This window comes from Streptomyces araujoniae, assembly GCF_050871195.1.
GTDB classification, from domain to species: domain Bacteria; phylum Actinomycetota; class Actinomycetes; order Streptomycetales; family Streptomycetaceae; genus Streptomyces; species Streptomyces bacillaris.
Window position 1 is genome coordinate 6,285,548 of sequence record NZ_CP194070.1, and the last position, 13,825, is coordinate 6,299,372.

Genomic DNA, 13,825 nt, shown 5'->3' on the forward strand with positions numbered 1-13,825 from the left:
ACGGCAATCACAGCGGCCCCTGCGCCCCAGGCTGACGGCACCTCGCAACCGTCCCCGGCCCAGGCGGGCCGGAGCGCGCGCGGCGTGCCGGTCCGGTGAATCCGCTGGGGCGATATATCTGTATTCGGTGCCTCCTATCCTGGTTGTCCCCATCTCGGCCGTTTCGCCGCCTGACCCGGACGCCGCCCTGTGATCGCGCTCATCCTCTTCCACTTCGCACTGGCGGCCTGCGCGGGCCCCCTGGTGCACCGGTTCGGCCGGCGTGCCTTCGTCGTGCTCGCCCTGCCCCCGGCGGCCGCCGCGGGCTGGGCGCTGACCCAGTGGAACACCACCGCCTCCGGTGACGCGGTCACCTGGTCCTGGCAGTGGATCCCGGACTACCAGGTCGGGCTCGACCTCCGCCTGGACGCGCTCTCCGAGCTGATGGTCCTGCTGGCCACCGGGGTCGGCGCGCTCGTCCTGGTCTACTGCGCCTCCTACTTCCGCGACGACACGCCCCAATTGGCGCGGTTCGCCGGGAATCTGCTGGCCTTCGCGGGCGCGATGCTCGCCCTGGTCCTCGCCGACGACCTGATCACGCTCTACGTGTTCTGGGAGCTGACCACGGTCTTCTCCTATCTGCTGATCGGCCACGGCAGCGAGCACCGGCACAGCCGCCGCTCCGCCCTCCAGGCCCTGACGGTCACCACGCTCGGCGGCCTCGCCATGCTGGTGGGCTTCCTGATCGTCGGTCACGCCGCCGGGACATACCAGATCTCCGCGATCGTGGCCGACCCGCCGGAGACGACCCTCGCCCTCTCCGTCGCCCTCGTCCTGATCCTGAGCGGCGCCCTGTCGAAGTCCGCGATCTGGCCGTTCTCCATGTGGCTGCCGAACGCCATGGCCGCCCCCACCCCGGTCAGCGCCTATCTGCACGCCGCCGCGATGGTGAAGGCCGGTGTCTACCTGGTCGCCCGGCTCTCCCCGGCCTTCGCCGACGTACCCGTCTGGAAGCCGGTCGTCCTGGTGCTCGGCGGCGCCACCATGCTGCTCGGCGGCTGGCGTGCCCTGCGCCTCAACGACCTCAAGCTGGTCCTGGCCTACGGCACCGTCAGCCAGCTCGGCTTCCTCACCCTGCTCGCCGGCACCGGCAACCGGAACGCCGCGCTCGCCGCCGTCGCGATGATCCTCGGCCACGCCCTCTTCAAGGCGCCGCTCTTCCTCGTCACCGGCATCGTCGACCACGCCACCGGCACCCGCGACCTGCGCAGACTCTCCGGCGTCGGCCGCTCCCTGCCGTACGTCGCCGGGGTCGCCGTCCTCGCCGCCGCCTCCATGGCCGCCCTGCCGCCACTCCTCGGCTTCGCCGCCAAGGAAGCCGCGTTCGAGGCGCTGCTGCACGGCTCCACCGCCGACCGGTGGGCGCTGGCCGTCGTCGTCGTGGGCTCGGCGCTGACCACCGCGTACACCCTGCGCTTCGTCTGGGGCGCCTTCGCCCGCAAGCCCGGCGTCCCCGACACCCCCGTGCACCGCGTGGGCTGGGCCTTCCTCGCCCCGCCCGCCCTGCTCGCCGTCCTCGGCCTGGTCCTCGGCCCCGCCGTCGGCCTGACGGACCGGCTGCTCTCCGCGTACGCCGACACCTATCCGCCCGCCGAGGACCCCTACCACCTGGCGCTCTGGCACGGGTTCGGCCTCGCGCTGCTCCTGTCCGCCGTCGCCTGGGCCGCCGGTACGGGCCTCTTCCTCGCCCGGAACACCGTCACCAAGCTCTCCCGCCGCGTCGCCTGGCCCACCGCCGACAGCGTCTTCGGCCATCTGCTGCTCGGTCAGGAACGGCTCGCCCTCCAGGTCACCGGCTTCGTCCAGCGTGGTTCCCTCTCGGTCTACCTGGCGACCACGCTGCTGGTGATGGTCGGCGGCCAGCTCGCCGTGCTCGTCACCGACACCCCGTGGCAGGACGCCCCCGCCCCCCGGCTCTGGGACAACTGGCTCCAGGGCGGCGTGGCCGTGCTCACCTGCATCGCGGCCCTGCTCTGCCTGACCGTACGGCGCCGCATGAAGGCGGTCGTCCTCAGCGGCCTGATCGGTTACGGGACCGCCCTGCTCTTCGTCGTCCAGGGCGCGCCGGACCTGGCGCTCACCCAGTTCTGCGTCGAGACCGTGGCGATGATCGTCTTCGTCCTGGTGCTGCGCCGGATGCCGGTCCACTTCGAGGAGACCGTCTCGCCCTGGCGGCGCGCGGTCCGCATCCCGGTGGCCCTGGTCGCGGCCGCCACCGTCGGTGTCGCCGTCTGGGTGGCCGCCGCCGCCCGGGTCGCGGACCCCGCCGGTGCCGCCATGGTCAAGGAGGTCGCGGACCACGGGTACAAGGACGTGGTCGCCACGATCCTGGTGGACCTGCGCGCCTGGGACACCATGGGCGAGTCCGCCGTGCTGGCCGCCGCCGCGATCGGCGTCACCAGCCTCATCTACCTGCACCGCCGCAGCGACGGCCCGACGCCGCCGGAGGAGCTGAAGGGGCGCACCGCCTGGTCGCTCGCCGCCCAGCACACCATCCGGCTGCCGCAGGGCGACGACGTGGCCCCCGAGCGCAGCTGGCTGGCGGCCGGCTCCACCCTCGCCCCCGAGCACCGGTCCATCGTCTTCGAGGTCCTGGCCCGGCTGATCTTCCACCCGATCCTGATCCTCTCGGTCTACCTGCTGTTCTGCGCCGAGAACATGCCGGGCGGCGGTTTCGTCGCCGGACTGGTCGCCGGGGTGGCCTTCATCACCCGCTACCTCGCGGGCGGCCGCTTCGAACTGGCCCAGGCCGCACCCCTGCAACCCGGGTTCTTCACCGGCCTCGGCCTCTTCATCTCGACCGGGGTGGGGCTGCTCGGCCTCGTGGACGGCACCGTGCTGCACGCCTTCACCTACCACGGCCATCTGCCGATCTTCGGAGAGTTCCACATGAGTACGCCGCTCCTCTTCGACTTCGGCGTCTACCTGCTGGTCCTCGGCGTCGTCCTGGACATCGTCCGGGCCCTCGGCGCCAAGATCGACCGGCAGATCGAACGGGCGGCGGGCGCCCTCAACGCCCCCGCCGCCCCCGCGGCCGGAGGGGACGCCCGATGACCGTCAGCGCCTCACTCCTCGCCACCGCCGTGGTGCTCTGCGCGGTGGGCGGCATCCTGATGCTCACCCGGCCGCTGACCCGCATCCTGCTCGGCGCCGTGATCCTGAGCAACGGGGTCAACCTGCTGATCCTCGCCGCGACGGGCCGGGCCGGAGCGGCCCCCCTGCTCTACGGCGTCGACCTGGACCTGGTCACCGACCCGCTGCCGCAGGCCATCGCGCTCACCGCGATCGTGATCACCCTCGGCACCACCGCGTTCCTGCTCGCCATGGCCTACCGCAGCCACCAGATCACCGGCACCGACGAGGTGCACGACGACCTGGAGGACCGCCGCATCGTGCTCCGCGCCGAAGTGCTCGGCGAGCGCGCGCAGCTCCGCGAGGAGTTCCGCTCGGGCGCCGAACCCACCGCGGACGAGCGCGAGCGCTACCGGGAGGAGCGCCGCAGACTCCGCGACCGGCTCCGCGCCGACCGCGCCCGCCAGGCCCGCGGCCGCGACGCGTCGGGCGACCTCTGGAACGACGTCATCGGCGCCGACCCCGAGGACTACGAACGCGACGGCGACGCCAAGGCCGACGACCGCTACCCCCGAGACGAAAGAGGAGCCGCCGGATGAACGCGCTCGTCCCGCTGCCGGTGCTCCTGCCGCTCTGCGCCACCGGACTCAGCCTCACCTTCGGCACCCGGATGCAGCGCTTCCAGCGCTTCATCAGCGTCGCCGTGCTCACGGCGGTCCTCGGCCTGTCGATCACCCTGATGATCGCCGCCGACCGGCAGGGCCCGCTCTCGGTCCACCTCGGGGACTTCGCCCCGCCGCTCGGCATCACCCTGGTCGCCGACCGGCTCTCCGGGCTGATGCTCACGGTCTCCTCGGCCGTCACGCTCTGCGTGCTGATCTACTCCCTCGGCCAGGGCATGACCGACCGGGACCGGGAGACCCCGCTCGCCGTCTTCCACCCGGCCTATCTGATCCTGGTCGCCGGGGTCTCCTGCACCTTCCTCGCGGGCGACCTCGTCAACCTCTTCGTCAGCTTCGAGATCATGCTGGTGGCCAGCTTCGTGCTGCTCACCCTCGGCGGCACCGGACCCCGTATGCGGGCCGGTTCCACGTACGTGATCATCTCGCTGCTCTCGTCGATGCTCTTCCTCATCGCCATCGCGATGACCTACGCGGCCCTGGGCACCGTGAACTTCGCCCAGCTCGCCGAGGGGCTGCCCGACCTGTCCGTCGGGGTGCAGACGCTGATCCAGGCGATGCTGATCACCGTGTTCGCGATCAAGGCGGCGGTCTTCCCGCTCGCCGCCTGGCTGCCCGACTCCTACCCGACGGCACCGGCGCCCGTCACCGCCGTCTTCGCCGGACTGCTCACCAAGGTCGGCGTCTACTGCATGCTCCGCACCGAGACGCTGCTCTTCCCGGGCAACCGGATCGGTGACCTCCTGATGGCCGTGGCGCTCGCCTCGATGGTCATCGGCATCCTCGGCGCGGTCGCCCAGACCGACCTCAAGAGGCTGCTCTCCTTCACCCTGATCAGCCACATCGGCTTCATGGTCTTCGGGATCGGCCTCGCCACCCGGGAGGCGTACGGCGGAGCCATCGTCTACGTCGTCCACCACATCACCGTCCAGACCACCCTGTTCCTGGTCGCGGGGCTGATCGAACGCCGGGGCGGCACCACGGAGCTGACCCGGCTCGGCGGGCTGGCCAAGGCCGCGCCGGTGCTCGCGCTCCTCTTCTTCGTCCCCGCCATGAACCTCGCGGGCATCCCCCCGCTCTCCGGATTCATCGGCAAGCTCGGACTGATGCGCGCGGGCGTCGCGGACGGCTCCACCTGGGCCTGGATCCTGGTCGCCGGCTCGGTGGTCACCAGCCTGCTGACGCTGTACGTCGTCGCCAAGGTCTGGAACCTGGCCTTCTGGCGGGCCGCCCCGCCCGGCCAGGCCGAGACCGGCACGGTCCTGGAGTCCGGGGACGACAGCGACGACGACGCCGACGAGGGCCCCGACGGCCTCCCCGGCACCGGTGACGAGGGCGTGGCCCCGGTCCCGTCCGGCGGGCCCGTCGCGGCGAAGCTGCGCGAGAAGTCCGTCACCACCACCAGCCGGCTGCCCTGGCCGATGACGGCGGCCACCGCCGCGACCATCGCGCTGGCCCTGTCCTTCACGGTCCTGGCCGGGCCGCTCACGGCCTTCACCGACCGCTCGGCCGTCGAACTGCTCGAACGCACGCCCTACATCGAGGAGGTGCTGGGCCGGTGAGCCGTTTCCTGCGGTTCTCGTACCGCAACGCCGACCTGCCGCCGATGAGCTGCAAGATCGGTCGTCGCGGCCGGGTGCTGGACCTGCCGCTGATCGCCTGGCTCACCCTCATCTGGGTGCTGCTCTGGTCCACCTTCAACCTGGCCAACATCATCACGGGCGCCGTCGTCGCGACCGTCGTCTGCCTGGCCTTCCCGCTGCCCCCGGTCGACCTCGGCCTGCGGCTCCACCCCTGGGGCATCATCCGGCTCGCGGGGTACCTGATCTACGACATGTACACCTCGGGGGTGAAGGTCACCCGGCAGATCTTCACCGGCCTGCCCCACCAGGCTGCCGTGATCGGCGTACCCCTGCGCTGCCGCAGCGATCTGATGCTCGCCGCCGTCGCCGTGGCCGTCTCCAACGTGCCGGGCGGCTCCGTCATCGAGGTGCGCCGGGCCACCGCCACCGTCTTCCTGCACGTCCTGGACGCCGACCGGCCCGAGCAGCTGGAGGCGGCCCGGCACCAGGTCTGGCGGCTGGAGGAGCTGACGGTGCGCGCCTTCGGTACCCCCGACGAGATCGCGCGCGTCGCCGAACCGCCCCCACCCCCGCAGCTCGACGCCGGGAGGCTCGCACCATGAGCGTTTTCGAACAGATCGACCGCATTCTGCTCACGGCCGCCGTCGTCCTGGTGCTGGTGGCGGGCCTCCTGCTGCTGGTCCGGATCTGGCGCGGTCCCTCCATGCTGGACCGGGCGATCTCGCTGGACGTGATCGCCGCCCTGATCATCGCCGGTCTCGGTGCCAAGTCGGCCTTCGCGCGCGACGGGTTCTACTTCCCGGTCATGCTGGTGCTGGCCTTCCTCGGCTTCACCGGCTCCGTGGGCATCGCCCGCTTCATCGCCGTACGGGACAGGCCCGCCGTCACGGCCCCGGCTCCCGCGGCCGGCGAGACCAAGAAGGATGCGCAGTGAACGCCTGGCTCCAGTTCCTCGACACGGCCGGTGCCGTGCTCGTCCTCCTCGGTGCGGCGATCTGCCTCCTCGGGGTGATCGGCATGCTCCGGCTCCCCGACGTCCTCTCCCGCAGCCACGCCGCGACCAAGCCCCAGACGCTCGGCATGATCCTGGTGCTGGCGGGGGTGGCCCTGCGGCTGCGCACCGGCATGGACCTGGCCACCCTCGCGCTCATCGGCTTCTTCCAGATGCTCACCAGCCCGGTCGCCTCCCACCTGGTCGCCCGTTCCGCCTACCGCACCGGGCAGGTCGACCACGACGAGCTGCTCTTCGACGAACTCGACGAGCAGCTCACCGACGGCAACAAGAAGTAGCCCGCCTCCTCGGATGATCACGGAACTGTTCCGGCTCCGGCGATCACCCCACGCCCCCGGTGTCCGCATGCCATGATGCGGGCAATGCCGGACGCTGGGGGGCGTATGGGAAGCACGGGCACAGTGCTGCGCGAACTGCGCGGTGCACAGAAGAGCGCCAAGGGCGTCTCGCTCTACTCGCGGTACGTGAACCGCCCGGCCGGGCGGGTGCTCGCCGCGGGAGCCTATCGGGCCGGGCTGACGCCCAATCAGGTCACCCTGATCAGCGGCCTGTTCACCTACGCCGCCATCGCGGCGGTGGCGCTCGTCGAGCCGTCCTGGACGCTGGGCCTGGTGGTCTGGGCGGGCCTCGTCATCGGCTTCGCCTTCGACTCGGCCGACGGCCAGCTCGCCCGGCTCACCGGCCGCGGCGGGCCCGCGGGGGAGTGGCTGGACCATGTGGTCGACTGCGGCAAGCTGCTGCTCGTCCACGCCGCCGTGCTGATCTCCTTCTACCGCTTCGGCGAACTGCCGTCGGACGGCTGGCTGCTGCTGCCGCTGGGCTTCCAGCTGGCCGCCGTGGTGACCTTCTGCGCGGGGCTGCTGCGCGAACACCTCGGCAAGGCGGCGGCCGCCGGGCAGGCGGCGACGGCTCCCGCCGCCCCGGTCTCCCGGGTGCGGGCCGTCGCCCTGCTCCCCGCCGACTACGGGGTGTTCTGCCTGGTCTTCCTGCTGCTCGGCGCACCCGGCGCCTTCCTGGCCGGGTACGCCGCGCTCGCGGTGGTCCACACGCTCTTCCTGGCGGCCTTCCTCGCCAAGTGGTTCAGGGAGCTGAGAGCGCTCCGTCCCGGCTGACGAGCACGTCCAGCGCCCGGCGCAGCTGGGTGCTGGACGTGTGCACGGTGTACGGGAAGTAGACGACCTCCACGCCGACCTCGGCGAAGTCGCGCTCCAGCTTCCTCCCCTTCTCCGTGCCCCGCCAGTCGTCGCCCTTGAAGATCACGTCGAACCGGACCTGCTGCCAGGTCTCGACCTTGTCCGGCACGGTCTCCACGAACGCGGCGTCGACGAACCGCACACTGCGGACGATCTCCAGCCGCTCGCGCAACGGGATCACGGGTGTGTGCCCCTTGGCGAGGGCGGCCATCTCGTCCGAGACGACCCCGGCGACCAGGTAGTCGCACTGACTGCGGGCGTGCCGCAGGATGTTGAGGTGACCCACGTGGAACAGGTCGTACACCCCTGGTGCGTACCCCACCCTGTGCTGCACCATCCGTATCTCTCCCCCCACGGTCGACATGATCCGGTGATGTGCCAACGACCTTACTGTGAAGAACACTTGTGCAGGCCGTGAACGGATAAGCTCGACAGGAGCCGCTCCCGCGCAGGGGCGGCGGCTGTTGTGGGGGGAAGGACGACCGACCGATGTCCGATGGCGAACGGCACAGGCCGTTTGAGGACCGCCGCCTTCTGGTGGTATCGACGAACTACGCACCCGAGGTCACGGGCATCGGCCCGTACGCCACTCAACTCGCCGAGCACTGGGCGCAGTCGGGCGCCCGGGTGCGGGCGCTCACCGGGATGCCGCACTACCCGTCCTGGCAGCTCGACGAGGCGTACCGGAGCGTCTGGCGGACCGTGGAGGTGCGCGGCGGCGTCGGGGTCCACCGGCGGCGCCACTACGTGCCGTCCCGTCAGAGCGCCCTGCGACGGGCCGCGTTCGAGGCCTCCGTCCTCGCCACCGGGCTCCTCGCGCCGCCACCGGGACGGCCGGACGCGGTGGTCTCGCAGATGCCCAGCCTGGCCGGCGGGGTCATCGGCGCCCGTATCGCCCGCCGCCACCGCGTGCCCTACATACCCGTCGTCCAGGACCTGATGGGCGCCGCCGCCGCGCAGAGCGGCATCCGGGGCGGGGACCGGGCGGCGGCGCTCGCGGCGGCGGCCGAGCGGTACGCGCTGGGCCGCGCGACCCTGGTCGGCGTCATCCACGAGAGCTTCGTCCCCCGCGTCACCGCCCTCGGCGTCGACCCCGGCCGCATCCGCACCGTCCCCAACTGGACCCATGTTCAGGGCCCCACGGCCGACCGGGCCGCCACCCGCGCCCGGCTCGGCTGGGACCCCGCCACCCCCGTCCTCCTCCACTCCGGCAACATGGGCCTCAAGCAGGGCCTGGAGGTCCTGGTGGACACCGCCCGCCTCGCCCCCGACCTCCGGGTCGTCCTGATGGGCGACGGAAACCAGCGCGACGCCCTGCGCGCCCGCGCCGAGGGGCTGCCCAACGTGGACTTCCTGGAGCCCGCGGGGGCGGGGGAGTTCACCGACGTCCTCGCCGCCGCCGATGTCCTCGCGGTCACCCAGCGGGCCTCCGTCCTCGACATGAGCGTCCCCTCCAAGCTCACCTCCTACTTCGTCTCCGGCCGCCCGGTCGTCGCCTCCGTCGCCGACGAGGGCGGCACCGCCGACGAGGTGCGCCGCTCCGGGGCCGGGGTGCTCGTCGCCCCCGAGGACCCGGCCGCGCTGCTGGAGACCGTACGGAAACTGGCCGCCGACCCCGTCGCCGCGGGCGAGCTGGGGGCCGGGGGCCCGGCGTACGTGGCGCGCCATCTGAGCCGGGAAGCGGGGCTCGCCCGCTTCGACGACCTGCTGTCCGAGGCCCTGGACGGACGAGGGAGCACCCGCCGATGACCCCAGCCAACCGAGTCCCGGACGACCAGGACGAACCGGCACTCCTGCGCGATCAGTTCCGCCAGCTCCTGCGCTACCGCGCCCTGCTGGCGGCCGGAGTCGTCATCGGCCTGTTCGGCGGCGGCTTCCTCGCCCTCAGCGGCGAGGACACCTACACCGCCACCGGCGAAGTGCTCGTCCGCTCCGCCATCTCCGACCCCTTCGCCGCCGGGGCCAGCGCCGACAAGGGCATCAACATCGGCTCCGAGCGCCAGACCGCCGTCAGCGACACCGTCGGCACCCTGGCCGCCGCCACGCTCCTCAAGGCGGGCGACGACGTCACCGCCCGCGACCTCCTCGCCGGGATCCAGGTCACCAACCCGCCCAACACCCTCACCCTCCGCTTCGCCTACACCGGGGCCACCCCCGAGCAGGCCCGCGCCCGCGCCGAAGCCCTGGCGAACGCCTATCTGACCCACCGCAAGGCGCGCACCGAGGACAGCATCAAGAACATGTCCGCCGGCTACCGGGCCCAGCTCGGCCCGCTGGAGGAGAAGCGCGACCTGCTGGAGAAGCAGATAGGAGCGGGTGCGGACAACGACGTCACCAGCGCCCGCGCCAACATCATCGTCTCCATCTCCGAGCTGAGCCGGAAGATCTCCGAGCTGAAGGCCCTGGACACCACCCCCGGCTACCTCAACAAGAAGCCGGTCGCCCCCACCTCGCCCACCGGCCCCGGTCTGCCCCTGCTGCTCGGGCTCGGCGGGGTCGTCGGCCTCGCGCTCGGGCTGCTGCTCTCCTGGGTGCGGCTCGTCTTCGACCCCGCCGTACGCTCCACCCGCGAGCTGGTCCGCTCGCTCGGCGGCCCGCTGCTCGGCACCCTGCCCCGCGAACGCGCGGCCACCGGGACGGTGCTGGCCATCGGCCGCGGCGGCTCCCGGCTCGCGGAGGAGTACCGCGCCGTCGCCTTCCGGCTCGCCTACGACCCCGAGTTCGCCGAGCGCCGCAGGCTGCTGGTCACCTCCCCGCGCGGCGACAACCAGGAGGCCGCGGCGGCCGCCGCCAACCTGGCCGCCGCCTTCGCCGAGATGGGCCGGGACGTCCTCCTGGTCGAGGCCGACCTCCGTACGCCCTCCCTCGCCCGCGCCCTGGGCTCCGCCGCGCACGAGGTCCGGCCGCCGCGCTGGGCCGCCGAGGAGGGCGACGGCAGCTGGCCGACCGGGGCCCGCGCCAATGTGGACGTCCCCGGCTCCGGTGCCTTCGCCCTGGTCCCCGGCACCACCGTCGACAACGTCCCGCGCGCCCTCACCTCCACCCCGGTCGGCCGCATCGTCGCGGAGGCCGACCGGCCCGGCAGCGTCGTCATCGTGCTCGCCCCGCCGGTCCTCTCCTACGCGGACGCGGTCGCCCTGCTGGACCGGGTGGAGGGCGTCATGATCGTCTGCGACCCGCGCGAGGTCCACCGCAGCGACCTGGAGCGCATCCGCGAGATCATCGGCGCCTCCGGGGGCTCCGTCCTCGGCGCCCTGCTCCACCCCGGCCGGCGGCGGCTCCGGCCGGTGCGGCGCCCGGCGTCCGCCCGGCGCCGCACCGGAGACGGGGGACCCGGCTCCACCGGCGGTCCGGCAGGTCCCGAGATCACCGGGGACCCCACCGAGACCCTCGGTCTGCGCTCGCTGACCCTTCCGGCGGTCCGGCGGTGAGAGCCCGCTGGGCCGTCCTCAGCTCGGTGGCGGACCAGGGCGTGGCGGCGCTCACCAACATCCTGGTGCTGGTGGCCGCCGCCCGGCTCTCCACCGTGGCCGACTTCGCCCGCTTCTCCGCGGTCTACCTGGTCTTCACGGTGCTGCTCGGCGTCTCGGGCGCGTACACCGGACAGCCCCTCGTCCTCAAGCGCGGCGGAGGCGTGGAGACCCGGGGCGCCTGCCGTTCGGCCGTCGCCTTCACCCTCCTCGCCGCCGCCTCGCTCGGCGCGCTGCTGGCCGCCGTCTGCTTCCTCGTCCCCGGGGACACCGCACGGGCGCTGATGATGCTCGGCCTGGTGCTGCCGGTGGTCCTCGGCCAGGACGCCGTACGGTACGCCTTCTCCACCCTCCAGCAGCCCCATCTCGCCCTGCTCTCGGACCTGGTGCGCCTCGCCTGCGTCCTCGGCGCGCTCGGCACCCAGGTGTACGGGGCCCCGCCCGCCCGCCTGATCGCCCTCTGGGGCCTCTCCGCCCTGCCCGCGCTGCTGCTCTCCGCCGCCCTGCTCCACCGCGCCACCGCCGGGGCCCCGACGGCCCTGCGCCCCCTGCTCCGGCGCGGCCACCTCGGGCAGCGGTTCACCGTCGAGTTCGGGGTCGGCAACGCCACCAGCCAGCTCTCCGTCCTCGGCCTCTCCGCCGTCGGCAACCCGCTCCTGGTCGGCGCCCTGCGCGGGGCCACCACCCTCTTCGGCCCGCTCAACGTGCTCTTCACCTCCGCCACCTCCTTCGGCCCCCCTCTGCTCGGCCGCATCACCGACGAGCGGCGCCGCGTCCGGGCCACCGCCGTCCTGGCCGCCGTCCTCGCCGCCACGGCCGCCCTCTGGGCCACCGCCCTCGCCCTGCTGCCCGACCGCGCCGGACGCCAACTCCTGGGCGACACCTGGTCCGTGGCGGCCGACCTGCTGCCCGCCACCGGCAGCCAGTACGCGGCGATGGCCGTCGGCACCTGCGGGCTGCTGGCCCTGCGGATGCTCGACCCCCGCACCACCCTCGCCATCCAGGTGGTCTTCTCGCTCACCGCGGTGGCGTTCCTCGCGGGCGGTTACGTCCTCGGGGGCGTCCAGGGAGCCGCCTGGGGGCTCTTCCTCGGCTCGCTCTGCAAGGCCGTCGTCACCTGGATCAGGGTCTCCCGGCTGCGCCGCCGCCCCCCGGCCCCGCGCGAGGGCGTCACCGCCGACGCGCTGCCCGCTGCTCCCTGAACGTGGCCACCGCCAGCAGAAGGAGCGCCGCGATGGCCAGCTTCCCCGCCGCCTGGAGGAGCGGGCCGCGCAGCAGGATGAACGTGTACCCGGCGATCAGCGGCGCGGCGATGGCCAGCACACTTCCCGGGCCCGGACCCGCCCGGGTGACGGCCAGGGCGTACCGGCGGTCGGTGCGCGCCGACGCGTAACCGATCAGCGCCATCCCGCCGATCATGCCGGTGGCGCCGAAGTCGACCCAGAACTCGGTCCACACCGGGGCCGAGAGGTTGGTCATCCGCAGCCCCATCCACTGCCCGACCCGGACCCCGGTGTCCTCCGGCTTCCCGCTCCACACCGCGCGCGGCACGAAGAACAGCCCGGAGCCCGCCAGTTGGCGGCCGTAGGTATGGCCCCGGGTGTCCACCCACGAGATGGTGTTGGCGAACATCACCATCTGGTCGTAGTCCTTGGTCACCAGCGGCTCGAAGACCGAGGCCGACTGCGCGGGCCGCTGCCCCTCGTCGTCGTACCGGAACTTGTCCGCGTACGGGAACACCACCAGCGCCCCCACCACCCCCGTGGCCAGCACCGTCCGGTAGACCGCCGCGCTGCTCGGCATCGCGGTGAACACGAACGCCATCAGCACCGTCAGGAACCAGTAACGGGCGTTCGAGATCGGGTTGTTGACGACCAGGTTCAGCCCCGCCAGCGCCACCCAGACCAGCACCGTCGAGGGGGTGCGCCGGGCCCGGTAGGAGGTCGCCAGACGGCGGGTGTAGAAGAGCAGCGCCAGCAGCGCCGGGACCTGGCCGAACCCCTTGACGAAGGCCGAGCCCACATTGGAGCCCTCCGTCACCACCCCGCTCGCCGCGACGGTCTCGTTGATCTCCTGGCGGCTGGTGAAGAAGACCGCGGGCCCGCCCAGCTTCAGCACGTAGAACGCGCTCGCCGCGAACGCCAGCACCACCAGCAGCCGCAGCCGCACCGGATGGGCCACCGCCGGCCCGCCGCCCGAGCCCCGCGCGGCCGGCGTACGGCGCCGCAGCGGCCGCCGCGAGGCCAGCAGCGCCCCCAGGTCGTAGGCGGCGCACCCCACCAGGATCATCGCGATCGCGGTCACCAGGTCCTGGCGGGGCCCCACCATCGGCGTCGGCGTCTGCCCGATCACCACCTGGGCGAACGGCGCCACGCCCATCGCGATGTACACGAACATCCAGAAGACGCCCTGGAGCAGCCGCCGCCGGGTCGAGAGGATCATCGTCGCCAGCCGGGCCCCCGCGTAGCAGGTCAGCACCAGCTGGAGCCAGTACGCCGTGTCCCGTACCCCGCTGCCGGGCTGGGCGGCGATCACCGCGGGCAGGAAGCAGACCAGCCCCAGGATGAGCGGCACCGAGAGCGCCCGCGACAGCATCGACCAGGCGATCGGCCGCTCGGGCGGCTCCAGGGGACCGCCCGGAGCCCCCGGCCCCTTCGGACCCGCCACCGCGCCGCCGGCCTCTCCCCGCGCCGACGTGTGCACCGACGCCATGCGCCCCCCAGAGATCAGTGAACCGCTGAACACTCTAACGAATCGGCCCACTTGAGGAGGGCCG

Annotated in this window: 12 protein-coding genes; 10 read left to right on the plus strand and 2 right to left on the minus strand. The window is 72.9% G+C overall.

Going from position 1 to position 13,825, the window contains the following annotated elements; genetic code table 11:
- Nucleotides 1-189: 189 nt before the first annotated feature.
- The 7 genes from ACQ9ZG_RS26930 to ACQ9ZG_RS26960 all read left to right on the plus strand — a co-directional run bounded on the left by ACQ9ZG_RS26930 (nt 190) and on the right by ACQ9ZG_RS26960 (nt 7,498).
- The gene (locus tag ACQ9ZG_RS26930) at nt 190-3,093 is read left to right on the plus strand and encodes a Na+/H+ antiporter subunit A (protein ID WP_109914684.1); all 2,904 of its coding nucleotides are present in this window, start codon (nt 190-192) and stop codon (nt 3,091-3,093) included.
- Complete coding sequence (locus tag ACQ9ZG_RS26935; protein ID WP_109914685.1) at nt 3,090-3,710, plus strand: Na(+)/H(+) antiporter subunit C; 621 nt, start codon at nt 3,090-3,092, stop codon at nt 3,708-3,710. The genes ACQ9ZG_RS26930 and ACQ9ZG_RS26935 overlap by 4 nt, the downstream gene beginning before the upstream one ends.
- Nucleotides 3,707-5,353, plus strand: coding sequence for a Na+/H+ antiporter subunit D (locus ACQ9ZG_RS26940; protein ID WP_109914686.1), 1,647 nt, complete (start codon nt 3,707-3,709; stop codon nt 5,351-5,353). Before ACQ9ZG_RS26935 ends, ACQ9ZG_RS26940 begins: the two co-directional genes overlap by 4 nt.
- Nucleotides 5,350-5,976 (plus strand): Na+/H+ antiporter subunit E, encoded by a 627-nt coding sequence (locus ACQ9ZG_RS26945; RefSeq protein ID WP_018491745.1) that lies wholly within the window; start codon nt 5,350-5,352, stop codon nt 5,974-5,976. Before ACQ9ZG_RS26940 ends, ACQ9ZG_RS26945 begins: the two co-directional genes overlap by 4 nt.
- Nucleotides 5,973-6,308, plus strand: coding sequence for an MrpF/PhaF family protein (locus tag ACQ9ZG_RS26950; RefSeq protein ID WP_109914687.1), 336 nt, complete (start codon nt 5,973-5,975; stop codon nt 6,306-6,308). Before ACQ9ZG_RS26945 ends, ACQ9ZG_RS26950 begins: the two co-directional genes overlap by 4 nt.
- Nucleotides 6,305-6,664, plus strand: coding sequence for a monovalent cation/H(+) antiporter subunit G (gene mnhG, locus ACQ9ZG_RS26955; RefSeq protein ID WP_018491743.1), 360 nt, complete (start codon nt 6,305-6,307; stop codon nt 6,662-6,664). The genes ACQ9ZG_RS26950 and mnhG overlap by 4 nt, the downstream gene beginning before the upstream one ends.
- 105 nt (nt 6,665-6,769) lie before the next feature.
- Nucleotides 6,770-7,498 (plus strand): CDP-alcohol phosphatidyltransferase family protein, encoded by a 729-nt coding sequence (locus tag ACQ9ZG_RS26960; protein WP_026238180.1) that lies wholly within the window; start codon nt 6,770-6,772, stop codon nt 7,496-7,498.
- Here ACQ9ZG_RS26960 and ACQ9ZG_RS26965 read toward each other — a convergent pair.
- Nucleotides 7,467-7,916 (minus strand): FAD synthase family protein, encoded by a 450-nt coding sequence (locus tag ACQ9ZG_RS26965; protein ID WP_026238179.1) that lies wholly within the window; start codon nt 7,914-7,916, stop codon nt 7,467-7,469. The genes ACQ9ZG_RS26960 and ACQ9ZG_RS26965 overlap by 32 nt on opposite strands.
- 152 nt (nt 7,917-8,068) lie before the next feature.
- Here ACQ9ZG_RS26965 and ACQ9ZG_RS26970 point away from each other — a divergent pair, with 152 nt between their 5' ends.
- Genes ACQ9ZG_RS26970 through ACQ9ZG_RS26980 form a run of 3 tightly spaced genes read left to right on the plus strand, consistent with a single transcriptional unit; the run spans nt 8,069 to nt 12,251 of the window.
- A complete protein-coding gene (locus ACQ9ZG_RS26970; protein WP_386697842.1) occupies nt 8,069-9,328 on the plus strand; it encodes a glycosyltransferase in 1,260 nt (419 codons plus the stop codon).
- Nucleotides 9,325-11,010 carry a P-loop NTPase family protein gene (locus ACQ9ZG_RS26975; protein WP_499281307.1) on the plus strand — a complete coding sequence of 562 codons (1,686 nt, stop codon included), beginning with the start codon at nt 9,325-9,327 and terminating at the stop codon, nt 11,008-11,010. The genes ACQ9ZG_RS26970 and ACQ9ZG_RS26975 overlap by 4 nt, the downstream gene beginning before the upstream one ends.
- Nucleotides 11,007-12,251, plus strand: coding sequence for an MATE family efflux transporter (locus ACQ9ZG_RS26980; protein ID WP_499281308.1), 1,245 nt, complete (start codon nt 11,007-11,009; stop codon nt 12,249-12,251). Before ACQ9ZG_RS26975 ends, ACQ9ZG_RS26980 begins: the two co-directional genes overlap by 4 nt.
- Here the strand turns inward: ACQ9ZG_RS26980 and ACQ9ZG_RS26985 are convergent.
- Nucleotides 12,220-13,761: a hypothetical protein gene (locus ACQ9ZG_RS26985; protein ID WP_084991549.1), complete on the minus strand. Its 1,542-nt coding sequence runs from the start codon at nt 13,759-13,761 to the stop codon at nt 12,220-12,222. The two genes, ACQ9ZG_RS26980 and ACQ9ZG_RS26985, sit on opposite strands and share 32 nt — an antisense overlap.
- Nucleotides 13,762-13,825 lie beyond the last annotated feature (64 nt).